This is a genomic window from Pseudomonas sp. NPDC090755, from assembly GCF_044769005.1.
GTDB lineage: Bacteria > Pseudomonadota > Gammaproteobacteria > Pseudomonadales > Pseudomonadaceae > Aquipseudomonas.
In genome coordinates, this window is sequence record NZ_JBIVXC010000003.1 from 46,424 (window position 1) to 73,114 (window position 26,691).

24 protein-coding genes are annotated in these 26,691 nt (G+C 64.5%); 11 read left to right on the plus strand and 13 right to left on the minus strand.

The annotated features are described in order from the left end of the window. Position 1: 1 nt before the first annotated feature. The 6 genes from ACIQUS_RS07130 to ACIQUS_RS07155 all read left to right on the plus strand — a co-directional run bounded on the left by ACIQUS_RS07130 (position 2) and on the right by ACIQUS_RS07155 (position 6,691). Positions 2-865 (plus strand): LysR family transcriptional regulator, encoded by an 864-nt coding sequence (locus tag ACIQUS_RS07130; protein WP_403044770.1) that lies wholly within the window; start codon positions 2-4, stop codon positions 863-865. A 174-nt stretch (positions 866-1,039) separates the two neighbouring features. Continuing rightward, positions 1,040-2,104, plus strand: coding sequence for a putative 2-aminoethylphosphonate ABC transporter ATP-binding protein (locus tag ACIQUS_RS07135; RefSeq protein WP_403044773.1), 1,065 nt, complete (start codon positions 1,040-1,042; stop codon positions 2,102-2,104). A 1-nt stretch (position 2,105) separates the two neighbouring features. Further along, positions 2,106-3,830 (plus strand): putative 2-aminoethylphosphonate ABC transporter permease subunit, encoded by a 1,725-nt coding sequence (locus ACIQUS_RS07140; RefSeq protein ID WP_403044776.1) that lies wholly within the window; start codon positions 2,106-2,108, stop codon positions 3,828-3,830. Positions 3,831-3,871: 41 nt separating this feature from the next. After that, entirely contained in the window at positions 3,872-4,897 is a 1,026-nt protein-coding gene (locus tag ACIQUS_RS07145; protein WP_403044778.1) for a putative 2-aminoethylphosphonate ABC transporter substrate-binding protein, read from the plus strand. A 101-nt stretch (positions 4,898-4,998) separates the two neighbouring features. Beyond that, positions 4,999-6,126, plus strand: coding sequence for a TIGR03364 family FAD-dependent oxidoreductase (locus ACIQUS_RS07150; protein ID WP_403044781.1), 1,128 nt, complete (start codon positions 4,999-5,001; stop codon positions 6,124-6,126). Between the two features lie 10 nt (positions 6,127-6,136). After that, the gene (locus tag ACIQUS_RS07155) at positions 6,137-6,691 is read left to right on the plus strand and encodes a phosphonate degradation HD-domain oxygenase (RefSeq protein ID WP_403044783.1); all 555 of its coding nucleotides are present in this window, start codon (positions 6,137-6,139) and stop codon (positions 6,689-6,691) included. 70 nt (positions 6,692-6,761) lie between these two features. On the opposite strand, the gene ACIQUS_RS07160 is transcribed toward ACIQUS_RS07155, so the two are convergent. Together ACIQUS_RS07160 and ACIQUS_RS07165 are read right to left on the minus strand one after the other, a co-directional pair. Beyond that, positions 6,762-8,126 (minus strand): DUF3482 domain-containing protein, encoded by a 1,365-nt coding sequence (locus tag ACIQUS_RS07160; RefSeq protein ID WP_403044786.1) that lies wholly within the window; start codon positions 8,124-8,126, stop codon positions 6,762-6,764. Next, positions 8,119-9,510: a DUF2868 domain-containing protein gene (locus tag ACIQUS_RS07165; protein WP_403044789.1), complete on the minus strand. Its 1,392-nt coding sequence runs from the start codon at positions 9,508-9,510 to the stop codon at positions 8,119-8,121. Before ACIQUS_RS07165 ends, ACIQUS_RS07160 begins: the two co-directional genes overlap by 8 nt. A 63-nt stretch (positions 9,511-9,573) precedes the next feature. On the opposite strand from ACIQUS_RS07165, the gene ACIQUS_RS07170 reads away from it, so the two are divergent. Continuing rightward, complete coding sequence (locus ACIQUS_RS07170; protein WP_403044791.1) at positions 9,574-10,092, plus strand: dihydrofolate reductase; 519 nt, start codon at positions 9,574-9,576, stop codon at positions 10,090-10,092. A gap of 73 nt (positions 10,093-10,165) precedes the next feature. On the opposite strand, the gene ACIQUS_RS07175 is transcribed toward ACIQUS_RS07170, so the two are convergent. Then, a complete protein-coding gene (locus ACIQUS_RS07175; RefSeq protein WP_403044793.1) occupies positions 10,166-11,557 on the minus strand; it encodes an L-cystine transporter in 1,392 nt (463 codons plus the stop codon). 241 nt (positions 11,558-11,798) lie between these two features. Between ACIQUS_RS07175 and ACIQUS_RS07180 the strand changes: the two genes are divergently transcribed. The 4 genes from ACIQUS_RS07180 (at position 11,799) to ACIQUS_RS07195 (ending at position 17,042) form a co-directional block, all read left to right on the plus strand. After that, the gene (locus tag ACIQUS_RS07180) at positions 11,799-12,854 is read left to right on the plus strand and encodes a haloacid dehalogenase-like hydrolase (protein ID WP_403044796.1); all 1,056 of its coding nucleotides are present in this window, start codon (positions 11,799-11,801) and stop codon (positions 12,852-12,854) included. A 146-nt stretch (positions 12,855-13,000) separates the two neighbouring features. Further along, the gene (locus ACIQUS_RS07185; protein ID WP_403044799.1) at positions 13,001-13,534 is read left to right on the plus strand and encodes an RNA polymerase sigma factor; all 534 of its coding nucleotides are present in this window, start codon (positions 13,001-13,003) and stop codon (positions 13,532-13,534) included. 29 nt (positions 13,535-13,563) lie between these two features. After that, on the plus strand, positions 13,564-14,508 hold the full coding sequence (locus tag ACIQUS_RS07190; protein ID WP_403044801.1) for a FecR family protein: 945 nt from the start codon (positions 13,564-13,566) through the stop codon (positions 14,506-14,508). A gap of 128 nt (positions 14,509-14,636) precedes the next feature. Continuing rightward, positions 14,637-17,042, plus strand: a complete 2,406-nt coding sequence (locus ACIQUS_RS07195) for a TonB-dependent siderophore receptor (RefSeq protein ID WP_403044804.1) — start codon at positions 14,637-14,639, stop codon at positions 17,040-17,042. Positions 17,043-17,117: 75 nt separating this feature from the next. Here the strand turns inward: ACIQUS_RS07195 and ACIQUS_RS07200 are convergent, their stop codons facing one another. From ACIQUS_RS07200 to tcyJ, 10 genes are all read right to left on the minus strand, one after another. Further along, the gene (locus ACIQUS_RS07200) at positions 17,118-17,573 is read right to left on the minus strand and encodes an REP-associated tyrosine transposase (RefSeq protein WP_403044807.1); all 456 of its coding nucleotides are present in this window, start codon (positions 17,571-17,573) and stop codon (positions 17,118-17,120) included. Between the two features lie 149 nt (positions 17,574-17,722). Beyond that, positions 17,723-18,367 carry a methionine ABC transporter permease gene (locus ACIQUS_RS07205; RefSeq protein ID WP_403044810.1) on the minus strand — a complete coding sequence of 215 codons (645 nt, stop codon included), beginning with the start codon at positions 18,365-18,367 and terminating at the stop codon, positions 17,723-17,725. Next, positions 18,357-19,484 (minus strand): methionine ABC transporter ATP-binding protein, encoded by a 1,128-nt coding sequence (locus ACIQUS_RS07210; protein WP_403044813.1) that lies wholly within the window; start codon positions 19,482-19,484, stop codon positions 18,357-18,359. Before ACIQUS_RS07210 ends, ACIQUS_RS07205 begins: the two co-directional genes overlap by 11 nt. 1 nt (position 19,485) lies before the next feature. Next, the gene (locus ACIQUS_RS07215) at positions 19,486-20,292 is read right to left on the minus strand and encodes a MetQ/NlpA family ABC transporter substrate-binding protein (RefSeq protein ID WP_403044816.1); all 807 of its coding nucleotides are present in this window, start codon (positions 20,290-20,292) and stop codon (positions 19,486-19,488) included. Then, positions 20,285-21,670 (minus strand): LLM class flavin-dependent oxidoreductase, encoded by a 1,386-nt coding sequence (locus tag ACIQUS_RS07220; RefSeq protein WP_403044819.1) that lies wholly within the window; start codon positions 21,668-21,670, stop codon positions 20,285-20,287. The genes ACIQUS_RS07215 and ACIQUS_RS07220 overlap by 8 nt, the downstream gene beginning before the upstream one ends. Then, positions 21,670-22,875, minus strand: coding sequence for an SfnB family sulfur acquisition oxidoreductase (locus tag ACIQUS_RS07225; protein ID WP_403044821.1), 1,206 nt, complete (start codon positions 22,873-22,875; stop codon positions 21,670-21,672). The genes ACIQUS_RS07220 and ACIQUS_RS07225 overlap by 1 nt, the downstream gene beginning before the upstream one ends. 22 nt (positions 22,876-22,897) lie before the next feature. Continuing rightward, complete coding sequence (locus ACIQUS_RS07230) at positions 22,898-24,139, minus strand: SfnB family sulfur acquisition oxidoreductase (RefSeq protein ID WP_403044824.1); 1,242 nt, start codon at positions 24,137-24,139, stop codon at positions 22,898-22,900. A gap of 261 nt (positions 24,140-24,400) precedes the next feature. After that, positions 24,401-25,162, minus strand: coding sequence for an L-cystine ABC transporter ATP-binding protein TcyN (gene tcyN / locus ACIQUS_RS07235; RefSeq protein WP_403044827.1), 762 nt, complete (start codon positions 25,160-25,162; stop codon positions 24,401-24,403). Between the two features lie 3 nt (positions 25,163-25,165). Continuing rightward, positions 25,166-25,834, minus strand: coding sequence for a cystine ABC transporter permease (gene tcyL / locus ACIQUS_RS07240; protein WP_403044830.1), 669 nt, complete (start codon positions 25,832-25,834; stop codon positions 25,166-25,168). Then, on the minus strand, positions 25,831-26,625 hold the full coding sequence (gene tcyJ, locus ACIQUS_RS07245) for a cystine ABC transporter substrate-binding protein (protein ID WP_403044833.1): 795 nt from the start codon (positions 26,623-26,625) through the stop codon (positions 25,831-25,833). Before tcyJ ends, tcyL begins: the two co-directional genes overlap by 4 nt. Between the last annotated feature and the right edge of the window lie 66 nt (positions 26,626-26,691).

Genomic DNA, 26,691 nt, shown 5'->3' on the forward strand with positions numbered 1-26,691 from the left:
TATGTTGAGTTCCGAGTTGAAAGCCTTCTACATGGTTGCCCGTCTGGGCAGCATCACCCTGGCGGCGAAGAAACTCGGGCTCAGCCAGCCGACGGTCACCACCCAGATCCGCAACCTGGAAAGCCAGTACGCCGTGGAGCTGTTCTACCGTGGTGGCCGGCGCCTGACCCTCAGCGACGACGGCGCGCGGCTGCTGCCGATGGTCAAGACCCTGCTGCAGCAGGAAGCCGATATCGAGTTCTTCCTGCGCAACAGCGGCCAGGCCCAGGGCAGCTTGCGCATCGCCGCCACGGCGCCGTATTACATCCTCGACCTGGTGAAGATCTTTCGCGAGCGCCTGCCGCAGGTGGAGGTGTCGGTGGAGATCGGCAACTCCCAGCAGGTGCTGGAGTTGCTGGAAGATTACCGGGTGGACCTGGCCGCCTCGTCGCAACTGCTTGAGGACGCCCGCCTGGTGCGCCGGGTACTGGGCACCGATCCGTTGGTGGTGGCAGTGCATCGCAATCACCCGCTGGCCAATCGTGAGTCCTTGCCGCTGTCGGCCCTGGCCGGGCATTGCCTGCTGGTGCGCGAGCAGGGCTCGACCACACGCAAGCTGACCGAGCAGATGCTGGAGCAGGCCGGGGTCAAGGTCGGTTCGATCCTGGAGATCGGTAGCCGCGAGTCGATTCGTGAGGCGGTGCTGCGCAATATCGGCATCAGCATCATTGCCCGCCATGAAGTGCCGCATAACCCGGAGTTGCGGGTGTTGAGCCTGGAGAATGCGCCGGTGATGCATGAGTACCTGTATTGCCTGAAAGAGCGTCGCCAGGCGCGCTTGCCGGCGGCCTTTCTCGGCCTGGCTCAGGAAGTATCTGCATTGTAGGAGCGGGCTTGTCCCGCGATGGTGTCTTGTCAGGCACATCGCATCGCGGGGCAAGCCCGCTCCTACAGACACCCAAATCTGCCTATACCACTATCACCAACTTTTGCTTTCCCGCCACAGAACCTTCGCAATGCCTCCCTAGCATGACCCTCATTCGCTCGATGAGGTCTTGCCATGAACACTCCGGTCGCAAACCCAGGCGCACAGATGAAGGTGCGCGGTATCCACAAGCGTTTCGGCGCCTTCACCGCCCTGCAGGATGTCTCCCTCGACATCGCCGCCGGGGAACTGGTGTGCCTGCTCGGCCCTTCCGGTTGCGGCAAGACCACGCTGCTGCGCTGCATCGCCGGCCTCGAGCGTCAGGACCGTGGCACCCTGTACATCGGCGACCGGGATATTTCCGAGCTGCCTCCCCAGGCCCGTGACTACGGCATCCTGTTCCAGTCCTACGCCCTGTTTCCCAACCTGACGGTAGAGGCCAACATCGCCTACGGCCTGGCCGGCAGCGGTCGTGACGAAGTGCGCCAGCGCGTGACGCAGATGCTCGAACTGGTCGGCCTGTCCGGCAGCGAGAAAAAATACCCCGGCCAGCTCTCCGGCGGTCAGCAGCAACGCGTGGCCCTGGCCCGAGCCCTGGCGCCGGCGCCTTCGCTGCTGCTGCTCGACGAGCCCATGTCGGCCCTCGATGCACGGGTCCGCGAGCACCTGTGCACCGAGTTGCGCCAACTGCAGCGCCAGTTGGGTATCACCACCCTGATGGTTACCCACAACCAGGACGAAGCCATGCTCATGGCCGACCGCATCGCGGTGATGAACAACGGCCAGGTCGAGCAGTACGCAACGCCCCAGGAGATCTACGACAAGCCGGCCACGCCGTTCGTGGCCGAGTTCGTCGGCCAGGGCAACTGGCTGCCGTTCCAGCGTCACAGCGACAGCCATGCCCAGGTCGGTGCCTTGAACATGCGCCTGGCCGAAGGCGCCAGTGGGGCGCGCAGCGGTCGTCTGTTCTGCCGTCCCGAGGCAATCAGCGTCAATCCGCCGGTGCATGAGGAGAACCTGTTCCCGGCACGGGTGCGGGAGATCACCTTTCTGGGCAACCGTTGCCGGATGAGCTTCGAGTTCAACGAACTGCCGGGTCACGCCCTGCTCGCCGAAGTGGCCCCCGAATCCATGCCGCGCCTGGGGTCCCAGGACATCTGGGTAGCCCTGCCGCCGCGCAGCCTGCAGGTGTTTGCCTGAGATGGCCGCGCCAATGGCCATGCCGATCGCGCACGCGAAGGCAGCACCCCGCGCCGGTGTGTCCCTGGGAGATCGACTGTTTGTGGTCGGCGGCAAGTGGCTGTTGCTGCTTCTGCTCACCGTTGCCGTGCTGATGCCGCTGCTGGCGATCTTCTGGCGCGGCTTCAGCAGCGACGCAGGGCAAGGCGGCGGCCTGGTCGCTGCCCGTGAGTTGTTCGCCAGCGCCAACTTTCACTGGTTGCTGGGCAACAGCCTCAAGGTGTCGCTCAGTGTCGCGGCCATTGTCGTGCCGCTGGCCTACCTGTTCGCCTATGCCCTGCAGCGCACCCTGATCCCGGCCAAGGGCCTGTGGCGAGGGATCTCGCTGCTGCCGTTGCTGGCGCCGTCGATGCTGCCGGCCATTGCCCTGGTGTACCTGTTCGGTAATCAGGGGCTGCTGCGTGGACTGCTCAGTGACAACATCTATGGCTTCTGGGGCATTGTCCTGGGTGAAGCCATCTACACCTTTCCCCACGCCCTGATGATCCTGCTCTCGGCCTTGTCGCTGGCCGATGCGCGCCTGTTCGATGCCGCGTCGAGCATGGGCGCCGGCCCCTGGCGCGCCTTCCACAGCATCACCTGGCCAGCCACGCGTCAGGCCGTGTTCGCCGCTTTCTGCCTGGTGTTCACCCTGACGATTACTGACTTCGGTGTACCGGTGGTGGTCGGTGGTGACTATCAGGTGCTGGCACTGGAAGCCTACAAGGCGGTGGTCGGCCAGCAGCAGTTCGGTCGTGGCGCGCTGATCGGCATGGTGTTGCTGGTGCCGGCGCTGCTGAGTTTCACCGTCGATGCCTGGCTGCGTCGTCGCCAGGGGGACGCCATGAGCGGTCGCGCCCAGGTGTTCCAGCCACAACCATCGCGCCGTCGCGATGCCTGCTTCATGGCCCTGGTGCTGCTGGTGTGCGCGATCTTGCTGCTGGTGGTGGGCATGGCGGTGTACTCCTCGCTGGTCACCTTCTGGCCCTACAACCTGTCGCTGTCGCTCAAGCACTATCAGTTCGATGAAACCGCAGGTGGCGGCTGGCTGGCCTATCGCAACAGCCTGACCATGGCCCTGGGCACTGCCCTGATCGGTAGCGCAGTGATCTTCACCGGCGCCTACCTCATGGAGAAAACCAAAGGCCAGCGTCCGCTGAACCTGCTGCTGCGACTGCTCAGCTTCGTGCCGATGGCGGTGCCGGGCCTGGTCCTGGGCCTTGGCTATGTGTTTTTCTTCAACCTGACCAGCAACCCTTTGCATGTGTTCTACGGCAGCATGGCGCTGCTGGTGGTGTGCACCATCGCCCACTACCTGACCACCGCACAGATGACCGCGACCACCGCCTTGCGCCAACTCGATGGCGAGTTCGAGGCTGCCGCGCTGTCGCTCAAGGCACCGCTGTACCGGCATTTCTTGCGGGTCACCGTGCCGATCTGCCTGCCGGCGCTGCTGGACATCATCCGCTACCTGTTCGTCTCGGCGATGACCACGGTGTCGGCGGCGATCTTCCTCTACAGCCCCGACACCATCCTTGCCGCTGTCGCCGTGCTGAACATGGACGACGCCGGCAACGTCGGCGGTGCTGCGGCGATGTCGACCCTCATCCTGCTGACCAGCGCGAGCGTCTCGCTGCTCCTGGCCTGGGCCTCGCGCGGCCTGCTGCAACGTTCCCAGGCCTGGCGCCAGCGCGCGCCGGGTCACTGATTGCCCTTACCCACCCCTGTACCGTTCAAAGGAACCGCATCATGTTCAAGCCACTTGCTCTTGCCGCTGCCGTCCTCACTGCGTTCAGCCTGCAGGCCACTGCCGCCGACACCCAGCTGACGGTCTACACCGCGCTCGAAGCCGAACAGCTCAAGAGCTACAAGCAGGCCTTCGAAAAAGCCAACCCGGACATCGAGATCAAGTGGGTGCGCGACTCCACCGGCATCATCACCGCCAAGCTGCTGGCCGAGAAAGACCGCCCGCAGGCCGATGCGGTGTGGGGCCTGGCCGCTTCCAGCCTGGCGATCCTCGACCAGCAGGGCATGCTGCAGCGCTATGCACCCAAGGATCTGGACAAGATCGGCAACAACTACCGCGATGCCGCCAACCCACCGGCCTGGGTCGGCATGGATGTCTGGGCCGCGACCATCTGCTTCAACACCATCGAAGCCCAAAAGCAGGGCCTGACCAAGCCGGTGAGCTGGCAGGACCTGACCAAGCCCGAGTACAAGGGCAAGATCGTCATGCCTAACCCGGCGTCCTCCGGCACCGGCTTCCTGGATGTCAGCGCCTGGCTGCAGACCTTCGGCGACAAGCAGGGCTGGCAGTACATGGACGACCTGCACCAGAACATCGGCCAGTACGTTCACTCCGGTTCCAAGCCGTGCAAGCTTGCGGCTGCAGGCGAGTTCCCGATCGGTATTTCCTTCGAATACCCGGCGGTGCAGCTCAAGCGCCAGGGCGCGCCGCTGGACATCGTCCTGCCCAAGGAAGGCCTGGGCTGGGAGATCGAAGCCACTGCCGTCCTCAAGGGCAGCAAGCATGAAGCCGCCGCCAAGCGCCTGGCCGACTTCTCGGCAAGCCCGGCGGCCATGGAGCTGTACAAGGAAAACTTCGCCGTGCTGGCCCAGCCGGGCATCGCCAAGCCGCAGACCGAACTGCCGGCCGACTACGAACAGCGTCTGATCAAGAACGACTTCGCCTGGGCGTCGCAGAACCGCGACAGCATCCTGGCCGAATGGCGCAAGCGCTATGACGGCAAGTCGGAGAAGGTGGCGCAGCAGTAAGACCGGGTTGGTTTCATCGCGGGGCAAGCCCGCTCCCACAAGACTCTGTAGGAGCGGGCTTGCCCCGCGATAGGGCCACCGCCAATCTTGAAGGAAGCAACATGACCGATTTACTGATCGTCGGCGCTGGCATCCTCGGCTTGTCCCATGCCTATGCCGCCGCCCGGCGCGGGCTCAAGGTGCGTGTGATCGAACGCAGCGCCACTCCCCTCGGCGCCTCGGTGCGCAACTTCGGCCAGGCCCTGGTCACCGGCCAGCCGCCGGGTGAGATGCTCGACCTGGCCAGGGCCAGTCGCGGGATCTGGGCGCACTGGTCGCGTCAGGCCGGCTTCGATCTCAAGAGCAACGGTTCGCTGCTGTTCGCCCGTACGGCCCTTGAGCAGGAACTGCTTGAAGCCTTCTGCGCCGAACGCGCCGTGAACCATGGCTACAAGGTCGAGCTGCTGTCCGGCGCGGCCCTCAATGACCTCTACGGCGGCCAGTTTCGCCACCACCGCGCTGCCTTGCGCGGGCTGGACGACCAGCAGCTGTACTCCCGTGAGGCCATCCCGGCGCTGATCCGCTTCCTGCAGCAGGAACTGGACGTAGCCTTTGAATTTTCCACCCTGGCGCGGGGCATCGAGCCGGGCCGGTTGTCGACCACCTCGGGGGACTTCAGCGCCGGGCAGATCGTGGTCTGCTCCGGACACGACTACCAGACCCTGCTCGCCGAGCCCATCGCCGAGCTGCACCCTCAGGTCTGCCGATTGCAGATGCTGCGGGCCCGGCCGCGTTTCGACCTGAGCTTGCAGCATGCCCTGCTCACGGGCCTGAGCTGCGTGCACTACGGCGCCTTCGCCAACCTGCCGCAGGCCCAGGCTCTCAAGGCGCAGTTGCACGCCGATCAACCGCATCTGCTGGCGCATGGCATCCACCTGCTGATCAGCCCGACACCCCATGGCGAGCTGATCATCGGCGACTCCCATGCCTATGGCAGCGATGCCTCGCCCTTCAACGCCGAGCAGGTCGACAACTGGATGATCGATCTGGCCGAGCACACCCTCGGTGGTCGGATCGAGGTGGTCGAGCGCTGGCAAGGCGTCTATGGTTCTGGCGGGCCCGCGCCGTTTTCGCTGCTGCAGGTGGCGCCGGGCGTCAGCGCGGCACTGATGCACAGCGGCGTCGGCATGAGCGTCGGCCCGGCCCTGGCCGAGCGGCATATCGCCCGGCTGCTCAACGAACACACCTGAGGGGGTAACAATGAGAACAGCCGAACAGGTTGTCAGCGAGATCTTTGCCCTGTACCAGCGCCATGGCAATGAAGACTACATCGGCGAACCGGTGTCGCAACTGGAGCACATGTCCCAGGCGGCGCAGCTGGCGCTGGATGAAGGTTACGACGATGAAGTGGTGCTGGCGGCATTCTTCCATGACATTGGCCATATCTGTGGCGGCGCCGAAGGTGACATGGGCGGGTACGGCGTGGTCAGCCATGAGCAGGTCGGCGCCAACTACCTGCGCCGCTGCGGCTTCAGCGAGCGCCTGGCGACGCTGGTGCAATACCACGTCGAGGCCAAGCGTTACCTGACGTTGCGCAAGCCCGGCTATTACCAGCGCCTGAGCGAAGCCAGCCGGCGCACCCTGGAGTACCAGGGCGGGGTGATGAGCGAGGCCGAGGCCGATGCCTTCGAGCGTGACCCGCTGTGCAGCGTGAGTTTGCGCATGCGCGAGTGGGATGAGCTGGCCAAGGAGATGAATGTGCCGGTGATCGACCTTGAGCTGCTCAAGGGCAAGGCACTGGTGCTATTGCATTGAATTTGTCGGCCTTATCGCGGGGCAAGCCCGCTCCTACCCTGTAGGAGCGGGCTTGCCCCGCGATAAGGCCCTAAAGCTCAATCACCAGACTATCGATCTGCTCCTGCCGTTCCACCTGATTGACCTTCGCCCCGGGATTGAGCGACGACCATTGCGGATGCGCCCGCGCCTTGCTCAAGGCTTCCGGCAGCTTGCCCTCACGCCAGCTTTGCTCCTGGGGCGCGGTCAACCTGATCCGTTCCATCGCCGCATGCCCGCGGCTGTCCAGTGCCTGGATCAGTTGATGCTGACGCAGTGCCAGCAAGCGCAACACGCTGTCGTCCACCGTCAACTCGCGCTGGCCCTTGAGCTTGCCCAGCAGGCGCGAGCCGTAACTGCGTGCAGTCTGCAAGGCCCCTCCGGCAATCGCGCCGGCCAGGGCGGCCGCGCCGAGGGTCAGGCCACCGACCAGCAGGTCGACACCGGCACCCGCCGCCGCCCCGGCTGCAACGCCGCTGCCCAGGCGTACGCCCAGCTGCTTGAGGGTCTCCGGGTTGAACAGGTCATCGCCCCAGCGCCCGTCGAGCAACGGTAGTTCGCTGGCACTGGCGTCGTCCTTGCGAAAGGCATACAGCTTGAGCAGGGCCTCGACACAGCGTTGTTCACGCTGGCGGATATCCCGGCGCAAGGCGTCGATGGCGGCGGCTTCGGCAGCCGGTTCGGCCACCACGCTGCGTCGGCAGGCCGCACAGTCGAGCAACAGTTCGGCGATCAGGCGCTTGCCGCTGAGCAGGCGGGCCAGGCGTTGGGCTTGCTGATCGTCGATCAGGCGTTGCAGGGCCGGGCGGGATTTCTCCAGCATCAGCGCCAGGCTTTCATACAGACGGCGCTCGCCATCCTCGGGGGGGGCGACGCTGTCGAAGCGCACCAGGGCATGAAGGCCCAGGCGGGCCAGGGCCTCGCGCCAGGCAGGCTCGCGCTGGTCGCTGCTGGCGACGAAATTGAGTACCGGCAACAGTGGCTTGCCACAGCCGGCGAGCACTTCCAGTTCGTCCCGGTACTTGGCCAGTACCGGCTCGCGGGCGTCGATCACATACAGGCCGGCATCGCTGGCCAGCAACTGGCGCAGCACCTTGGCTTCCTGTTCGAAACGCTGGCGGGCCTCGCTGCCCTGGAGGAAACGCTCCAGCCGGGCCGGACCGTCGAGTCGCTCGCCCGGTCGTTCCAGGCGTTCGAGGTAGTCGAGCAGGGCGATGGCATCTTCCAGGCCGGGCGTGTCGTAGAGCTCCAGCAGGGGCTCGCCGTCCACCGACAGGCGCGCACCTTCCACATGCCGGGTGGTGCTGGGGCGATGGGACACTTCGCCGAAGCCGACGTCGCGGGTCAGGGTGCGCAGCAGCGAGGTCTTGCCGACATTGGTGTGGCCGACCACGGCCAGTTTCAGCGGCTTAGTCATGGCCATGCTCCAGCCAGTTCAGCGGGGCGCTGTCGGCGTACTCCAGGCCCAGTTGTTCCAGGGCATGGTGCCAGTCGCCCAGGCGATCGGCATCCAGCGCCTGCCCAGGCAGTGCCTGCAGCAACCAGATGCGTGTGGCGGCGGCATTGCGCGCAAGCTCGGCCAGTAACGCCAGGCTGCCGCGATCCGGCGACCGGCGCGGGTCGCAGGCGATGGCCAGGCGTGCCGGCGGAAAGCGGCTGAGCTGTTCCAGCAGCTTGTTGCGTGATTCACGGCTGTCGAGGATGCCGGCGTTGCGGACACTGTGGGGGAGCGCCGGTGGCCAGGGGCGCTGGTCGTCCAGCTCCAGGCCCACCAGCAAGGCGCCTTCAGTGCTTGCTTCGCCTGCGCCACGAACAATCTGCGGCAAGGTTTCGGGCGCGGCATCGTTGACGCCCAGGCGCTCGCTGCTGGGCATCAAGGCCTCGCGCAGCTGGCTGTAGCCGGGCAGGTTGAGGTCCAGTCCCAGTTGGTTGCGGCCACGGCGCCAGCGCCATAGGCACAGTACGGCCAGCAACAGGCGCGGGAGGATGCCAAACACCAGCAACACCCCGATCAGCCAACCGGCCCAAGCCTGGCGGGCCAGTTCCAGGGCCGGTTGGCTGGCGCCGCTGGCGCGGATCATGTCGACATCCGGGACGCTGAAGCCGAGCAGGGCGGGCAGCGCGCCCAGGGCCTGGGTCAGGCCGATGAAGGTGTCGGCGCCAAGGATGGTGGTTTCCCAGACGAAGCCGTAGCGCCGGGTGGCGAGCAGGATCAGCAGCATCATCAGGGCCGTGCCCAGGACGACCAGCCACAAGCCGTGGACCAACAATCCCAACAGCCAGCGGCTGAGCCTCTGGCGTTGCAGCAACACCAGCAGGGCGGGTGCCAGGTGCGCGGCCTGGGCATCGCGGGCGAACTTTTCACTGAGCCACAACCACAACCGACCGAGGGTTGCGCCCTGTTCGCCAGCGAAGAAAAAGCCCAGGGCCCAACCCAGCAGCAACAGCAGGTTCAAGCCAAGCAGGCTGCCCAGGGCCCAGAACACGTTCACCGGTCGCTGGCTGTCGCCCAGGGCCGCCAGTGCCAGGCCGACACCGCTGGTCACGGCCAGCACCAGCAACAGCGCCAAGGCCAGGCGTGCGCCCTGTTTCCAGTGCTGCAGGGCACTGCGCATGCCGTCGCGTTCGGCCAGCCACAGGGCGCGATGTTCGATGCGCGCCGGCAGGTCGCCGCCCAGTTGCCGGGCCCGGCGGTTGGCTTCCTGGTCTTCCAGGGGGCCTGCATGTTCTTCGCGCAGGCGTACCGCTTCGGTGAGCCAGCGTTTGTCCAGGTCTGTCAGTGCAGTCACGCGTTCTTCCATTGATCGAACCAGCTCAAAGCATAACCCAGGCACCGAAGATCGGGCTTTGCTATCCTCGCCGGCATGAAAACATCACTCCCCCTAAGCCTGATCGCGGCGCTTGCCGACAACCGCGTGATCGGCATCGACAATCGCATGCCCTGGCACCTGCCGGGGGATTTCAAGTACTTCAAGGCCACTACCCTGGGCAAGCCGATCATCATGGGTCGCAAGACCTGGGATTCGCTCGGCCGGCCGCTGCCGGGCCGCCTTAACCTGGTGGTCAGCCGCCAGCCGGGACTGCAGCTCGAAGGTGCCGAAGTGTTTGCTTCGCTCGATGAGGCGATGCTGCGTGCCGAGCAGTGGGCGCTGGAGCAGGGCGTCGATGAGCTGATGCTGATTGGCGGTGCGCAGCTGTATACCCAGGCCATCGAGCGTGGTCTGGCAGATCGGCTGTACCTGACGCGGGTTGAGCTGAGCCCGGAAGGGGATGCGTGGTTTCCGGAGTTCGATAAGGCGCAGTGGGCACTGACCTCGACCCAGGCCAATCCCGCCGAAGGCGACAAGCCGCCCTATCACTTCGAGGTCTGGGACAAGGTTTGAAAGCATCGCGGGGCAAGCCCGCTCCCACATGGTGATAATCCTGTAGGAGCGGGCTTGCCCCGCGATAAGGCCGTCAGGAATGCGACAGTTGTGCATGCTCCTGAGCCTCAAGCACCGACTTGTCAGTCTGCTTGAGCATCTGGCTGGTAATCGCCCCTGCCGTCATCGAACCGTTCACGTTCAACGCCGTACGGCCCATGTCGATCAACGGTTCAACCGAGATCAGCAAGGCCACCAGCTCCACCGGCAGGCCCATGGCCGGCAGCACGATCAGCGCGGCGAAGGTCGCACCACCGCCCACACCGGCCACACCGGCCGAGCTCAGGGTGACGATGGCCACCAGGGTGGCGATCCACAGCGGATCCAGCGGGTCGATGCCCACTGCCGGAGCCACCATGACCGCCAGCATGGCCGGGTACAGGCCGGCACAGCCGTTCTGGCCGATGGTCGCGCCGAACGAGGCGGCGAAGCTGGCGATCGATTGCGGAATGCCCAGGCGACGGGTTTGCGCCTCGATGCTCAGCGGGATGCTGGCGGCGCTGGAGCGGCTGGTGAAGGCGAAAGTCAGCACCGGCCAGACCTTGCGGAAGAAGCGCAGCGGGTTGACGCCACTGAGCGCCAGCAGCACGCCATGGATCACGAACATCAGGCCCAGACCGATGTAGGACACCACCACGAAGCTACCGAGCTTGAGGATGTCATCCAGGTTCGAGCTGGCGACTACCTTGGTCATCAGCGCCAGCACGCCGTACGGGGTCAGCTTCATCACCAGGCGTACCAGGCGCATCACCCAGGCTTGCAGGGTATCGATGGCGGCCAGGGCGCGGTTGCCTTTTTCCGCATCGTCCTTGAGCAACTGCAGGGCGGCCATGCCGAGGAACACGGCGAAGATCACCACGCTGATGATCGAGGTCGGCTTGGCCCGGGCCAGGTCACCCACCGGGTTGCTGGGGATGAACGACAGCAGCAGTTGCGGGATATTCAGGTCGGCGACCTTGCCCACGTAGTCGGTCTGAATGGCCTGCATCCGCGCGGTCTCGGCAGTGCCGGCCACCAGGCCCTCGGCCGTCAGGCCGAACAGGTTGGTCAGGACGATGCCGATCAGCGCAGCGATGGCCGTGGTGAACAGCAGGGTGCCGATGGTCAGGAAGCTGATCTTGCCCAGGGACGAGGCATTGTGCAGACGGGCCACGGCGCTGAGGATCGAGGCGAAGATCAGCGGCATGACGATCATCTGCAGCAACTGCACATAGCCGTTGCCGACCAGGTCGAGCCAGCTGATGGTGGCCTTGAGTACCGGGTGGCCGGCGCCGTAGATGGCATGCAGCACCGCGCCGAACACGACCCCGAGGACCAGGCCGACCAGGACCTTCTTGGCCAGGCTCCAGTTGCCATGACGGGTTTGTGCCAGGCCCAGCAACAACGCCAGGAACGCCAGCAGATTGAGTGACAACGGCAGATTCATTGAAGCTCCAGAGAAAAGGCGGGGGCATCGCCTCTGTGTGCGATTGCGAACAGAAATGCTAACAGCATGAAAACGAACGAATTTATATCAATAGGTTATTTGCATAGTCGTTTTTGGAATATAAGCAGGTCGCAATCAGCTATGTCGACGCCGCTGGGGCACCCGTGGGCGTCGCTGTCAGGCCGGGTGCAGGGCGGCGCTTTGGCTAGCGTGGGCGGGCCACTTTTCAGGAGAAATGCACATGACGTCTGCTCCGAAAATCCTCGCCGCCGGTCTCACCCTGTTGCTGGCCGGGCACAGCTGGGCCGCCGAGCTCAAACACTGGCCCGCGCCGGCTGCCCAACAGCTCGATGCGATGATCGCCGCCAATGCAAACCAGGGTAACTACGCGGTCTTCGACATGGACAACACCAGCTACCGCTTCGACCTCGAAGAGTCGCTGTTGCCGTTCATGGAGAACAAGGGCCTGCTCACCCGGGAAAAGCTCGATCCTTCGCTCAAACTGATGCCGTTCAAGGACACCGCCGAGCACAAGGAGAGCCTGTTCAGTTACTACTACCGGCTGTGCGAAATCGATGACATGGTCTGCTACCCCTGGGTCGCCCAGGTGTTTTCCGGCTTTACCCTCAAGGAGCTCAAAGGCTATGTCGACGAGCTGATGGCCTCGGGCAAGCCGGTCCCCAGCACCTATTACGAGGGTGATGTGGTCAAGCGCATCGAGGTGCAGCCGCCGAAGGTCTTTACCGGCCAGACCGAGCTGTTCAACAAGCTGATGGCCAACGGCATCGAGGTGTACGTCATGACCGCCGCCTCGGAAGAGCTGGTGCGCATGGTCGCCTCGGACCCCAAGTACGGCTACAACGTCAAACCGCAGAATGTCATCGGTGTCAGCCTGCTGCTCAAGGACCGCGACAGCGGCGCCCTGACCACTGCGCGCAAGCAAATCAGCGCAGGCCAGTATGATCCGCAGGCCAACCTGGGCCTGGAGCTGACCCCCTACCTGTGGACGCCGGCGACCTGGATGGCAGGCAAGCAGGCGGCCATCCTTACCTACATCGATCAATGGAAGAAGCCGGTGCTGGTCGGTGGCGACACGCCCAGCAGCGATGGCTACATGCAGTTTCACAGCGTCGATGTGAACAAGGGCGGCATCCACCTGTGGATAAACCGCAAGGCCAAGTACATGGACCAGATCAACGGCATGATCGCCAAGAATGCCGCGGCCCAGGCCGAGCTGGGGCTGCCGGTGACGGCGGACAAGAACTGGGTGATCGTGACGCCGGAGCAGATCCAGTAGTGAGCTATCGCGGGACAAGCCCGCTCCTACAGGGTTGGTGTAGGAGCGGGCTTGTCCCGCGATCAGTTGGAATACATATCAATTGCGAATACATCTCATCTTCTGCTAGCGTGCGCTCACCTTGAGATCCACCGCCAGGATGTGCCGTGTCTTCGTGGAATACCCAGATTGCCCGGTTGTTCGCCGAGCACAAGAAAGCGCTTGAAGCCTTTGTTGCGCGACGCACCGGCAATGCTCAGGTGGCGGCCGACCTGACTCAGGAATCCTTCCTGCGCCTGGCACGGTTGCCGGCCGACAAGCAGATCGACAACCTGCCGGCCTTCCTCTTCACCATTGCCAGCAACCTGGTGCGCGACCACCAGCGCCAGATGATTCGCCGCGAGCGCCTGGATGGCGGAGAACCCAGCGATGACCTGGCCTGCGAGCGCCCCGGCGCCGATGAACAACTCTCGGCGCTGCAGGAGCAGGCCTTGATGCAGGCTGCGATCCAGTCCCTGCCCGAGGCGACCCGGCACATCTTCCTGCTTTATCATGTCGACGAATGCTCCTACCGGGAAATCGGCGAACGGCTGAAGATCTCCCCGCGTAGTGTCGAATACCAATTGCGCCGTGCACTGATCGATTGCCGGGCCTTCATCAAGGCGCGGTTGATCAGTGACACGCCGGGGCCGCGTCGATGAGCCGGCCCATTGCAGCTACGGAAGCCTTGATGACCGACCCTTGCGCCCTTGATGCCGACGACCTGTTCGCCGAAGCCAGCGGCTGGTACTACCGCCTGCAGGCCGACGACCTGAGCGAGGACGAGCGTGCAGCCTTTGCCGCCTGGCTGGCGCAAGGGCCTGCCCAGGCCCAGGCCTGGGCAGAAGTGCTCGGCCTGCTGGGCGCCCTGCGCGAGCCTGCCCGGCAACTGCGCAACACCCAGCGCGCCCGCTGGCGCAAACCGGCGGCGCGGGTCTGGGCCAGTGCCGCAGCGGTGGTGTTGATGATCGGCCTGCTGGCAGGCAGCCCCTGGCCGGACCGCTGGCGCGCCGATTACGCCACCGGCACGGGGGAGTCGCGCACCCTCGTCCTGGCCGACGGCTCGCAGTTGCAGCTCAATACCGATACGGCCGTGCAGATCGACCTGGGCAATACACAGCGGCGGGTGCGGTTGTTGCGCGGGGAAGCCTGGTTCGATGTCAGCCATGATTCGGCACGCCCCTTCGTGATCGGCTCCGGTGACGGCTGGGTCAAGGTGGTGGGCACGCGATTCAGTGTTGCCCAGCAGGGCGCCCAGACCCGGGTGCGGGTAGAGCAGGGCAAGGTCCAGGTCAGTGCCGACAATGTGCAGTCGGTGTTGCTCGAACCCGGCCTTGGTGTCGAATACAGCGATACGGGGCTGGGGGCTGTGCATGGCTTTGACGGCGCCGCCGAGTTTGCCTGGCGCCAGCGCCAGCTGGTGTTCCGGCAACAGCCGCTGGCCGAGGTGGTCGATGCGCTGAATCGCTACTGGCCCGGCAAGACCCTGCTGATCGGCGACGCCCTGCGTCAGCGCAAGGTCTCGGGTGTGTTCGAGATCGACAAGCCGGAGGCTGTGCTCAAGGCCCTGACCCACACCCTGGGCTTGCAGGCCGAGCAATACACGCCGTACCTGCGGGTGCTGCGCGAAGGCTGAAAAAAATCAAAAAAGTTTCAGGGTTTCCCCATAGCAGGTCGTCCTTGATCTCGTAGGCGCAAATAATAAGCACTCTCAGACAGTGCGGCGCCGCTCAACGACTTCGACGATTTGGGGGAGCTTCACCGATGGACCAGACCACCGCCACCCGGCGCCTGCCCGGCTTGCCAACCTTGCTCAGCCTGGCCATCGCCATGGGCGCCAGCGCGATGCCACTGGCGGTGCAGGCGGCGCCTGCTGCCCAAGCCCAAACCTATCAGTTCGACATTGCGGCGCAATCGCTGGACGGTGCCCTGGCCGCTTTCAGCGCGGTCACCCGCGTGCAGGTGCTGGTCAATGCCGAAACCACCCAGGGCCTGCGTTCGCCCGGGCTGCGCGGCAGTTACCCACAATCCCAGGCACTGGCGCGGCTGCTGGCCGGTACTGGGCTGAATGCCAGCTACATCGATGCGGACAGTGTCACCCTGGAAAAGCCGGTGAACGGTGAAACCGCCCTGCAACTGGGTGCCACCAGCATCACGGGTCAGCAACTGGGCGCCACCACCGAAGGCTCGAATTCCTACACCACCGGGGCGCTGACCATCGGCAAAGGCGAACAGAAGCTCAAGGACATCCCCCAGTCGGTGTCGGTGGTCACCCGCCAGCGCATGGATGACCAGAACATGAACAGCCTGCAGGACGCCATGCGCCAGGTCACCGGCGCGACGATCAAGAGCTACAACTCCGGCTCCAGCCTCAACGATGTCTACATGCGTGGCTTTCTTGTCGATCAGGTGCAGGTCGATGGCGTCTCGCAGCTGACCGGCCAGGGCGACCTGATGACCAGCTTCGACCTGGCGATGTTCGACCGAGTCGAAGTGTTGCGCGGCCCTTCGGGCCTGTACCAGGGCGCGGGCGAGCCGGGCGGTACCATCAACCTGGTGCGCAAGCGGGCCCTGGGCCAGTTCGCCCTGGGTGGCGAGCTGTCGGCGGGCTCCTATGACCACTATCACTCCACCGTGGACATCACCGGCCCGCTGAACAGCGACGGCAGCTTGCGCGGGCGCTTTGTCACCGCCTACGAAAACAACCAGTCCTTCGTCGACTATGCCCAGAACGAACGGCCGATGGTCTACGGCCGGCTGGAGTACGACGTCACCCCGGACACCACCTTGTCGCTTGGCGGCGCCTACCAGAAAAACCATTCCACCCCGGCCTTCGGCCTGCCTGCCTACGCCAACGGCAAACTGCTGGATGTGAAGCGCTCGACCTTCGTCGACGCCAAATGGAACGAGCTGGACGAGCACGTCTGGGAAAGCTTCTTCGAAGTCGATCACGGCCTGGAGAACGGCGGCCAGTTCAAGACCTCGCTGACCTATCGCGACGCCGAAACGCCGACGCGCAACTTCACCTGGAGCGATGGTGCGGTGGACCCGGACACCGGCGCCAGCTCGGCGGTGGCCTACTCCTACTACACCCACATCAAGACCCTGGGCGTGGACAGCTTTGTCACGTTGCCCGTGGAAGCCTTCGGCCGTACCCACGAGTTCACGGCGGGGGCCGAGTACCAGCACCTGGACAAGGACTTCACCTACGGCGGTGGTGAGTACTTCGACATCAACGTCTTCGACCCGGGCAGCATCGACATTCCCAAGCAGAAGTTCGAGATGGACAACGGCAACTGGTCCAAGTCGCACCAGTACGGCCTCTACGCGCGCAGCAAGATCAGCGCCACCGACTGGCTGGACGTGATCCTCGGCAGCCGGGTGACCTGGTTCGAGAGCGAGGCGCATAACGCCAACGCCTTCTTCAACAACTTCAACAGCACCGAGACCGACATCAACCGCAAGTTCATTCCTTACGGGGCGCTGGTGGCCAAGCTGACGCCGGAACTGTCGGCTTACGCCAGCTACACCAGCGTGTTCAAGCCGCAGACCGAAGTGGATGACGAGGGCCAGACCATTGCCCCGCGCAAGGGCAAGCAGTACGAGTTGGGGCTCAAGCGCGAGTTCTTCGAGGGGCGCCTGAACGGCAGCATTGCGCTGTTCCGCATCTATGACGAAAACCGCGCGGAGCTTGTGGCCAACAACAGCTACTACGAAGCGCAAGGCAAGATCCGTAGCCAGGGCTGGGAGACCGAGCTCAGCGGCAACCTCACCGACAACTGGAGCATCGCCACCAGCTATGCCTTCACCATGCTCAAGTCGATGAGTGGTGAAGACACCAACCAGGGCACCACCATCACCCCCAAGCACAACTTCAACCTGTGGACCCGTTATCAGTTCACTGACGGACCGTTGCAGGACTTCAGTGTCGGCGGTGGCGTGCGAGCGGTGAGCGAGACCTACTACAAGCGTGACGTGGACTTCGTCCAGGGCGGCTACGCCATTGCGACCGCACAGGTGGGTTACACCTTCAACAAGCACCTGTCGGCGACACTGACCGGCAACAACCTGTTCGATCGCACCTACTACGAGCGGGTCGACAGCTCCTGGGGCTCGAACTTCTATGGCGAACCGCGCAACCTGACCTTTACCGTGCGGGCCAAGTATTGAGTGGCCCATCGCGGGGCAAGCCCGCTCCTACACGCTTGTAGGAGCGGGCTTGCCCCGCGATGGCCATAAAACGCCCTAAAGCCAAACCGCATCCCAATGCGGATAGTCCCCCAACCGCTGCACCAGTCCGGCCCGCAGTGGGTTGCAAACGATGTAACGCGCAATTGCCTGTACATCCTCCTCCCGGCGCAACGCACGATCATGGTAGCCGGCCTGCCAGAGCCGGCCCTCGAGCTTCCCTGTCTTGTAGAGGGCGCAACTGCTACGAGACTTGAATCGACGCATCAGCACACTCAGGGTTACTGCTTTCAATTCGATCAACCAATGAATGTGATCCGGCATCACGACCCAGGCAAGGGAGCGTGCTGCCTCCTCCTGTTCAGTCAGCCTTAACTGCGCGATTACGCTTCTTGCCAGGTGAAAATCCTCGAAGACGGGTACGCGCTCCCTCGTGACGCTGGTCAACAGGTACAGTCGGCCGGGTTCCGATACCCGGCCAAGACGTAAACGGTGCCTGCCTGGACGTTCCATTTCGAGCTCCTTGAGGTGGTTTTCCTCAAGGTAGTCCGTAGGCTGGAGGGTGGTAATCCGGCATTGGGTCAGGATGTGTGCGTTATGTCGCCATCGCGGGGCGAGCCCGCTCCTACAACCCGTAGGAGCGGGCTTGCCCCGCGATGGATTCAGCGCTTGTTCAGGCCCTTGGCCAGTCGGTCGCCACCCAGCTGGATCAGGGCTACCAGTACCACCAGCATGACGATCACGGTCAGCATGATCTGGCTGTCGAAGCGCTGGTAGCCGTAGCGGTAGGCAATGTCGCCCAGACCACCGGCACCGATGGCGCCGGCCATGGCCGAGGAGTTGATCATGGTCACCAGGGTGATGGTAAAGCCGCCGACGATGCCCGGCAGGGCCTCGGGCAGCAGCACATGCCAGACGATATGCCAGCGTTTACAGCCCATGGCCTGGGCCGCTTCGACCAGGCCGTGGTCGACCTCGCGCAGGCTGACTTCGGCGATCCTCGCAAAGAACGGGGTGGCGGCGATGGTCAGGGGCACTACCGCGGCCCAGACGCCATAGGTGGTGCCGACGATCAGGCGGGTGAAGGGAATCAGCGCCACCATCAGGATCAGGAACGGGATCGAGCGGAACAGGTTGACGAAGGCGCCCAGCACCCGGTTCAGGGTCGGTGCTTCGAAGATCCCGCCCTTGCCGCTGGTGACCAGGATCACCGCCAGCGGTATGCCGGCCAGCAGGGCGATCAGCGAAGACACGCCGACCATCAGCAGGGTATCGAGTACACCCTGGAGCAAGCGATCAGTCCACATAACCCAGTACCTCCACCTGTGTGGCCCACTGGCGGGCCCGTTCGATGACCTGCCCATGGCTGTGCGGCGAGTTCGCCACCGACACCAGCAGTTGCCCCAGGGGCCGGCCCTGGATGGCTTCGATGCCGCCCTGCAGCAGGCTGATGCGGCCGCCCAGGCTGTTGAACAAGGTGGACAGTTCCGGTGCCTGGCGGTCAGTGCCGCTGACCTTGAGGTTGAGGATCAGCGCCGCATCCGCGCTGGACGGCTGGGGCTGCAAGCGTGCCTGCAGGTTGGCCGGCACGGCGGACTGCAGCGGGGCGAGCAAGGTCTTGCTCACTTCATGCTGCGGGTTGCCGAACACCTGCCAGACCGCGCCTTGCTCGACGATGCGACCCCGTTCGAGCACCACCACCCGCTGACAGATATCGCGGATCACCGCCATCTCGTGGGTGATCAGGACAATGGTCAGGCCCAGGCGCTGGTTGATGTCGCGCAGCAGCTCGAGGATCGAGGCGGTGGTCTCCGGATCGAGTGCCGAGGTGGCCTCGTCGCACAGGAGGATGTCCGGGTCGTGCACCAGGGCCCGGGCGATGCCGACGCGCTGCTTCTGCCCGCCGGACAGCTGCGCAGGGTAGACATGGTGCTTGTGCGCAAGGCCCACCAGTTCCAGCAACTCGGCGACCTTGCGCTGGCGCTGTGCCTTGGGCACGCCGGCCACCTTCAAGGGCAACTCGACGTTCTGCCACACGGTCTTGGCCGACATCAGGTTGAAGTGCTGGAAGATCATGCCGATGCGTCGGCGCAGGTTGACCAGCCGGTCCTCATCGAACGCGCCGATGTCTACCTGGTCGATCAGCACTCGGCCGCTGGAGGGTTGCTCCAGGCGGTTGATGGTGCGGATCAACGAGGACTTGCCGGCCCCGCTGCGGCCGATGATGCCGAAGATTTCACCGCGCTGGATGTTCAGGTCGATGCCTTCCAGCGCGGCCGTGGCCTGGCCCGGGTAGGTTTTGCCAAGGCCGATGAAGCGTACGTGGGCGTTGTTCAGTTCAGGGTGCAGGGCCCGTTGCCGGTCCTTGTGCGGTGGCGCCAGGGGTTGCCCCGCAGGCGCCAGTCGGGCGGTGGCAGCGCTCATCTCAGCTCTCCCAGCCAGGTTGGTAGAGCTTGCCATGGGCCTTGTCCAGGGCGGCGCGCACGGCTGGCGAGTGCTGGTAGATGTCGATGAACTTCACCAGGCGCGGATCACCCTTGGTCTGTGGCCGGATGACGAACTGGATCACGTACTCCTTGTGATCGAGGCCGTCGAACAGCAGGGCGGAGCCGGCGTCGAAGGTGTTGGCCAGGCGGATGTAGGCCGGGTAGCCCTGGACCAGGTCGGCGTCGTCGTAGGCGCGCACCAGTTGCACGGCCTCGACCTGGAGGATCTTCAGCTGTTTCGGGTTGGCGACGATGTCGTCCTCGGTGGCCTTGTAGCCGACGCCGGGCTTGAGCGTGATCAGGCCGGCCTTGGCCAGCAGTTGCAGGCCTCGGCCGCTGTTGATCGGGTCATTGGCGATGGCCACGCTGGCGCCCTGGGGCAGTTCGTCGAAGCTTTTGTACTGCTTCGAGTACAGGCCGACGTTGTTGATGATCCCCGGTGCGTAGGGCACCAGGTCGAAGCCGGCGGCGGCCTTGGCGTTCTCCAGGAAGGGGATGTGCTGGAAGTAGTTCACGTCGATGTCGCCGCTGGCCAGGCTGACATTCGGCGCGATCCAGTCGCTGAACTCGATCAGCTCGACGTTCAGGCCCTGCTTTCTGGCCTCAAAGACGGCGGCTTCCAGGGGGATGGCGAAGGCAGCGGTGGTGCCGATTTTCAAGGGTGCATCGGCGGCCTGGGCAGCACCGAACAGGCCCAGGGTCAGGGCGATGGCCAGGGCGGGGCGGGCAAGGAAAGTCTTAAGCATACTGTGGCGCTCCGGTCGTGGTGGTGTGGCGATAGCTGGCGCCGGGATGGTCGGCGGGCAGATGGGGGTGGTCGCTGGCAAAGAGTTTTTCGCGCAGGCTGCCGGGTTCGTAGGCGGTCTTGTAGGACCCCCGGCGCTGCAGTTCGGGGATCACCAGGTCGATGAAGTCGACATAGCTTTCCGGAGTGACGGTGCGGGTCAGGTTGAAACCGTCCAGGCCGGTTTCCTCGATCCAGCTTTCCAGTTCGTCGGCGACCTGGGTCGGTGAGCCGACCAGAGTGATGTAGCGACCGCCCAGGGCGTGCTGGTCGAGCAGTTTGCGCCGGGTCCAGTCGTTGTTCTGCAAGGTCTTGGTCGCCGACTGGATGGCGTTGCTTTTCACGTACTGGATCGGTTCGTCCAACGCGTAGGCAGAGAAGTCGATGCCGGTGGAGCTGGAGAAATGCGCAACGCCTGCCTCGGCGCTGGCGTAGCGCAGGTATTCGGCGTGCTTGAGCCTGGCCTGCTCCTCGGTGCGGGCAACGATCACGGTCAGGCCCATGAACACCTTGATCGCTTGTGGATCACGCCCGGCAGCGACGGCGGCGGCCCGCACCTTGTCGACCTGGGCACGGGTCGCGGCCTTGTTCTGGCCGCTGATGAACACGCATTCGGCATGGTTGCCGGCAAAACCCAGGCCGCGCTCGGAGCTGCCGGCCTGGAATAGCACCGGGGTGCGCTGTGGCGAAGGCTCGCACAGGTGGTAGCCCTCGACCCGGTAGAACTCACCCTGGTGCTGCACCTTGTGGACTTTGTCGGGCCGGGCGTAGACCCGCTGCTGGCGGTCGTTGACCACTGCGCCGTCTTCCCAGCTGCCTTCCAGGAGTTTGTACAGCACCTGCATGTACTCGTCGGCCTGGTCGTAGCGCCGGTCATGCTCGACCTGCTGCGTGAGGCCCATCGCCCGGGCGGCGCTGTCCAGGTAACCGGTGACGATGTTCCAGCCGACCCGGCCGCGGCTCAGGTGGTCGAGGGTCGAGAGTTTGCGGGCGAACAGGTAGGGCGCCTCGTAGGTCAGGTTCGCGGTCAGGCCGAAACCCAGGTGGCGGGTCACCGCGGCCATGGCCGAGACCAGCAGCAGTGGGTCGTTGACCGGCAGTTGGATCGACTCCTTGAGCGGTACGTCCACCGAGTTCTGGTAGACGTCGTAGACCCCGACGATATCGGCGATGAACAAGCCGTCGAACAGTCCGCGCTCGAGCAGCTGCGCCAGTTCGGTCCAGTATTCGATCGACTTGTACTGGCTGGAGGTGTCCCGTGGGTGGGTCCACAGGCCGTGGTTGATGTGCCCGATGCAGTTCATGTTGAAGGCATTGAGCAGGATCTTCTTCTTGGCCATCAGATGGTCCCCCGCAGCGGTGGGTTCTCATCGTTGAGGTAGTAGTTGCCGATGGCGTGGTACTTCCAGCGCACCGGATCGTGCAGGGTGTGCACCCGGGCGTTGCGCCAGTGGCGGTCCAGGCCATGCTCGGCGAGGGTGGCCTGGCTGCCGGCCAGCTCGAACAGGGTGGTGCCGGCGGCCAGGGAAATTTCGGTGCTGATCGCCCGGGCCTCGGCCACGGCGATGGAGGCGGCGGCCACGGAGCTGGCGGTGGGCGCTGCCTGGGCGCGGTCGAGGAATTCGCCGGCGCGTTCGAGCAGCGCCTCGGCGGCGTGCAGGCGGATCGCCAGATGACCGAAGGATTTCAGGCTCAACGGATCGTCGCTGGCCTTGTCGCTGCCCGAGTCGATCCATGGCCGGCTGCGGGTACGCACGAACTGCAGGGCATCCTCAAAGGCGGCGCGGGCGATGCCGGTGTCGATGGCGGCGTGAAGGATCTGCGCCAGCGGGCCGACCGTGGTCGGACGTTCGAACGCGCTCTGGAACGGCACCACATCGTCGGCGGCGACCTGCACGTTGTCGAACACAACCGAGCCGCTGCCGGTGGTGCGCTGGCCGAAGCCGCTCCAGTCGTCGATCACCTTGAGCCCGGTGCTGTCGGCCGGGACGAAGACCAATTGCTGCACACCCTCTTCGTCCACCACCGAAGTGGGAATGCGTTGGGCGTAGAGGGCGCCGGTGGAATAGAACTTGCGCCCGTTGATGCGATAGCCGTCGCCGTCGCGGCCCAGTGCCGTGGTGCGGTCATGGGCGGTTTTGGTGCCCAGCTCTGCCAGGGCGTTGCCGAAACGCTTGCCAGCCAGCACTTCGGCATACAGGCGTTGCTGCTGTGCGGCGCTGCCGTTCACCCGCAGCACTTCCAGGGCGTAGAAATGGTTCTGCGGGATCTGGCCCAGCGAGGCGTCGGCCTGGGCGATGCGGGCGATGACCTTGGCCAGGGTGACGTTGGAAACACCTGCGCCGCCATAGGCTTTGGGCACGCTGATGGCCCACAGGCCGGTGCGCGAGAACAGTGCCAGTTCCGGGTGCGGCAGGCGTCGTTCGCGGTCGCGCAGGGCGCTGTCACGGCGCAGTTCGACGGCCAGTTCCTCGGCAACCTGCAAAGCCTGGGCGTCAGAGTGGATGACCGCGACGTGTTCGTGCGGTTGCGACAGAAAGCTCATAAAAGAGGCTCCAGTGGTCTGGTTAAATCCAGGAGTGCCGGGCAGGCAGGGTGCCGTTGAGGTGATAGGCGCCGACGGCGTGGTACTTCCAGCGCACCGGGTCGTGCAGGGTGTGCACCCGGGCGTTGCGCCAGTGCCGGTCGAGGTTGAACTCGGCGAGGGTGGCGCGGCTGCCGGAAAGCTCGAACAGCTTCTCGCTGGCCTGCAGGGCGATCTCGGTGGTCAGCACCTTGGCTTCGGCCACGGCAATCGAGGCCCGGGCCGCAGCGGCGGCATCCACGGGGGCGGCGTCGACTTCGTCGAGGGTGCGCGCAGCCTTGCTCAGGAGCGCCTGGGCAGCATGCAGTTCGAGTTGCAAACGGCCGATATCGGCAATCACATATGGGTCGTCACTGGCGCGCTCGACCTTGGCGTCGATCCAGGGCCGTGCCCGTTCACGCACGAAGGCGATGGTGTCGGCGATGGCGGCTTCGGCAATCCCGGCATCGATGGCCGCCTGGATCAGTTGCGAGACGGCGCCTTGGATGTTCGGCACTTCGCTCTGCCGCCAATTGTCGATCACCAACTCCGCCTCGACCTGGACCTTGTCCAGCAGCACCGTGCCGCTGGCCGTGGTGCGCTGGCCAAAACCAGACCAGTCATCGACGATGCGCAGCCCCGGCGTGCCACGACGCACGAACGCCATGACCTGGCGACCCTCGTCGTTCAGCGCCTTGACCGCCACCCAATGGGCGAACAGGGCGCCGGTGGAATAGAACTTCTGCCCGCTGAGCACATAGTGGTCGCCCTCGCGGGTGATCCGCGCCTTGAGCTCCAGGGTGTTCTTGCTGCCGCGCTCCGGCCCGGCATTGCCGATCCGCCAGCCGTCGAGCACCGACTTGAACAGCAGGTCTTTCTGCCGGTCGCTGGCCGTGCCCTTGAGCAACTGGAGAATGCCGAACTGGTTCTGCGGGATCTGCCCCAGCGCCGGGTCGGCGGCGCTGATGATGCGGAACACCTCGGCGATGGTGACGTAGGACACCTGGGCGCCGCCGTGGTCGCGGGGGATGGAAATACTGCCCAGGCCGCTGCGGGTGAACTGTTCGATTTCTGCCCAGGGCAGCTTGCGTTGCTGGTCGCGCCGGGCGGCCTGGCTGCGGGCCGCTTCGGCCAGTTCATGGGCGGCCTGCAGGGCCTGCGCGTCGTCGCGCAGTACCTTGGCCGGCAGGAGCAGCGGGGCGCTGTCCAGGTCGCTGTGGACGTTCGTATCTGCCAGATTGGACATCAGTGCCGCTCCCTGGCTGCATGCAATGCCCTGGCGATACGCACTGGGGTGATTGTGTTCCTGACCATACCTTACCTCACGTATTGAAAACGTCGGCTGCGCCGACTGGAATGCGCTGGTCCGGTGGTCCGGTTTATATACCCTAATGGCGTATAAAAAATAAATACACTAACTTTTAGGAATATATATAGAAGTGCCGAAACGAACTCGCCCGCAGGGGGACCTGCGGGCGAGCAAGAGGTGTGAAACGGTAGGGGGAACTCAGTAGCCGGTGTTCTGGGTGCCGAGGAACTTGCCGAGGAACTGGCGGGTGCGCTCTTCGCGGGGATGGGCAAACAGCGCCTTGGCCTCGCCCTGTTCGACGATCACGCCCTTGTCGAAGAAGATCACCCGGTTGGCCACATCCCGGGCGAAGCTCATCTCGTGGGTGACGATGACCATGGTGCGCTTCTCTTCAGCCAGGCCGCGAATGGTCGCCAGCACTTCCCCGACCAGCTCGGGGTCGAGCGCCGAGGTCGGCTCGTCGAAGAGGATCACCTCAGGCTCCATGGCCAGTGCCCGGGCAATCGCCACCCGTTGCTGCTGGCCACCGGACAGCTTGCGTGGGTAAGAGTCTTCCTTGCCGGCCAGGCCGACCTTGGCCAGCAGCTTGCGGCCCAGGGCAACGGCCTGTTCGTGTGGTGTCTTCTTGACCACCACCGGGCCTTCGATGACGTTCTCCAGCGCCGTGCGGTGGGGGAACAGGTTGAAGTTCTGGAACACGAAGCCGACCTGCTGGCGCAGCTTGCGGATCAAGCCTTGCTGCTGGTTGAGCGGCCGACTGGCGTCGATCTGTACATCACCGACCTGGATGCGGCCGCTACTGGGGGTTTCCAGCAGGTTCAGGCAGCGCAGGAAGGTGGTCTTGCCGGAACCGCTGGGGCCGATGATGGCGATCACCTCGCCGGCCTCGATCTTCAGGCTGATGTCGTTCAACACGGTCTGGCCGTTGAACTGTTTACTCAGGCGTTCTACCGCGATCATGCCTCAGGACTCCTGGTCGTGTCGGTTGACCCGCGCTTCCAGGCGGTTCTGCAGGTGCGCAAGAACGCTGGCCAGCACCCAGTAGATCAGTGCGGCGGCAAGGTACATGGTGAAAACTTCGAAGGTGCGTGCGGTGATCAGCTGCGCCTGGCGGAACAGTTCCGGCACCTGGATGGTCGCGGCCAGAGCGGTGTCCTTGACCAGCGAAATGAAACTGTTGCCCAACGGCGGCAGCGCGGTGCGCGCTGCCTGGGGCAGGATGGCTCGGCGCATGGCCTGGCCACGGGTCATGCCGATACTGGCGGCGGCCTCCCACTGGCCACGATCGATGGAGCCGATCGCGGCGCGCAGGATTTCACAGGCATAGGCGGCCATGTTCAGCGAGAAGCCGATCAGCGCCGCCGGTAGCGGGTCCAGTTCCAGGCCCACCTGGGGCAGGCCGTAATAGATCACGAACAGCTGCACCAGCAGCGGCGTGCCGCGGAAGAACGACACGTAGACCCGCGCCGTCCAGCTCAGCAGCCTGAGCGACGACAATCGCATCAGGGCCAGGCCAAAGCCCAGCAGCAGTCCGAAGAACATCCCGCCGAGGCTGAGGATTACCGTGTAATACGCGCCCTTGAGCAGGAAGGGCGCGCTGTCGAGCGCAAGCTGCAGGCTGTCTTCAATCATTTAGTCACGTCGGCGCCAAAGTACTTCTCGGAGAGCTTGGCCAGGGTGCCGTCGGCGCGCAGCTTGTCCAGCGCCTTGTTGATGGCCTCGAGCAGTTCAGGCTCGCCTTTGCGCAGGGCGATACCGGATTCCTGGCGGGAGAACGCGTCGCCGGCAGCGGCGGTGTCTGGCACCTTCTTGGCGTATTCCAGGGCGGCCAGGCGGTCGATCAGCGTGGCGTCGATACGACCGTTCTTCAGGTCCTGGAACTTGGTCGGGTCATCGTCGTAGGTGCGCACGTCAGCTTTCGGTACGTTCTCCTTGACCCACTGCTCGTAGTTGGTGCCCAGGCCCACGCCGACTTTCTTGCCCGCCAGGTCCGCGGCAGACTTGATGTTCAGTGTGTCGAGGTTCTTCTTCAGCACCAGCGCCTGGATGCCGGAGACGGTGTAGGGTTCGGAGAAATCGTACTTCTTCTTGCGTTCCTCGGAGATGGTCACCTGGTTCACCACGGCGTCCAGACGCTTGGACTCCAGGGCCGCCAGGATGCCGTCCCACTTGGTTGGCTGGATCTTCGCCTTGACGCCCAGCTCCTTGGCCAGGGCCTGCGACAACTCCACCTCGAAGCCAGCCAGCTTGCCGTTTTCGTCGATGAAGCTGAACGGCGGGTAGGTGCCTTCCAGGCCGATGTTGATCACGCCCTTGTCCTTGATGGTTTTCAACTGCTCGCCGGCGACCGCCTGACCGAGCAGGCTGGCGCCCAGCAGCAGGGCGATGCCTGCGTTGAAAAGCTGTTTACCGATTACTGTCATGACGAAGCCCCAATGTTGTTTGTGTAGTGGGTGGCGACTATAGGGTGACGCTAATAGTCTTAAAAA

Coding starts and splice junctions, on each gene's coding strand:
- ACIQUS_RS07150 (WP_403044781.1), top strand. CDS start 4,999: ATGACCGATTTACTGATCGTCGGCGCTGGCATCCTCGGCTTGTCCCAT.
- tcyL (WP_403044830.1), bottom strand. CDS start 25,834: ATGATTGAAGACAGCCTGCAGCTTGCGCTCGACAGCGCGCCCTTCCTG.
- ACIQUS_RS07135 (WP_403044773.1), top strand. CDS start 1,040: ATGAACACTCCGGTCGCAAACCCAGGCGCACAGATGAAGGTGCGCGGT.
- ACIQUS_RS07225 (WP_403044821.1), bottom strand. CDS start 22,875: ATGAGCTTTCTGTCGCAACCGCACGAACACGTCGCGGTCATCCACTCT.
- ACIQUS_RS07130 (WP_403044770.1), top strand. CDS start 2: ATGTTGAGTTCCGAGTTGAAAGCCTTCTACATGGTTGCCCGTCTGGGC.
- ACIQUS_RS07145 (WP_403044778.1), top strand. CDS start 3,872: ATGTTCAAGCCACTTGCTCTTGCCGCTGCCGTCCTCACTGCGTTCAGC.
- tcyJ (WP_403044833.1), bottom strand. CDS start 26,625: ATGACAGTAATCGGTAAACAGCTTTTCAACGCAGGCATCGCCCTGCTG.
- ACIQUS_RS07190 (WP_403044801.1), top strand. CDS start 13,564: ATGACCGACCCTTGCGCCCTTGATGCCGACGACCTGTTCGCCGAAGCC.
- ACIQUS_RS07165 (WP_403044789.1), bottom strand. CDS start 9,510: ATGGAAGAACGCGTGACTGCACTGACAGACCTGGACAAACGCTGGCTC.
- ACIQUS_RS07155 (WP_403044783.1), top strand. CDS start 6,137: ATGAGAACAGCCGAACAGGTTGTCAGCGAGATCTTTGCCCTGTACCAG.
- ACIQUS_RS07180 (WP_403044796.1), top strand. CDS start 11,799: ATGACGTCTGCTCCGAAAATCCTCGCCGCCGGTCTCACCCTGTTGCTG.
- ACIQUS_RS07210 (WP_403044813.1), bottom strand. CDS start 19,484: ATGAGCGCTGCCACCGCCCGACTGGCGCCTGCGGGGCAACCCCTGGCG.
- ACIQUS_RS07220 (WP_403044819.1), bottom strand. CDS start 21,670: ATGGCCAAGAAGAAGATCCTGCTCAATGCCTTCAACATGAACTGCATC.
- tcyN (WP_403044827.1), bottom strand. CDS start 25,162: ATGATCGCGGTAGAACGCCTGAGTAAACAGTTCAACGGCCAGACCGTG.
- ACIQUS_RS07175 (WP_403044793.1), bottom strand. CDS start 11,557: ATGAATCTGCCGTTGTCACTCAATCTGCTGGCGTTCCTGGCGTTGTTG.
- ACIQUS_RS07140 (WP_403044776.1), top strand. CDS start 2,106: ATGGCCGCGCCAATGGCCATGCCGATCGCGCACGCGAAGGCAGCACCC.
- ACIQUS_RS07170 (WP_403044791.1), top strand. CDS start 9,574: ATGAAAACATCACTCCCCCTAAGCCTGATCGCGGCGCTTGCCGACAAC.
- ACIQUS_RS07195 (WP_403044804.1), top strand. CDS start 14,637: ATGGACCAGACCACCGCCACCCGGCGCCTGCCCGGCTTGCCAACCTTG.
- ACIQUS_RS07200 (WP_403044807.1), bottom strand. CDS start 17,573: ATGGAACGTCCAGGCAGGCACCGTTTACGTCTTGGCCGGGTATCGGAA.
- ACIQUS_RS07205 (WP_403044810.1), bottom strand. CDS start 18,367: ATGTGGACTGATCGCTTGCTCCAGGGTGTACTCGATACCCTGCTGATG.
- ACIQUS_RS07215 (WP_403044816.1), bottom strand. CDS start 20,292: ATGCTTAAGACTTTCCTTGCCCGCCCCGCCCTGGCCATCGCCCTGACC.
- ACIQUS_RS07230 (WP_403044824.1), bottom strand. CDS start 24,139: ATGTCCAATCTGGCAGATACGAACGTCCACAGCGACCTGGACAGCGCC.
- ACIQUS_RS07160 (WP_403044786.1), bottom strand. CDS start 8,126: ATGACTAAGCCGCTGAAACTGGCCGTGGTCGGCCACACCAATGTCGGC.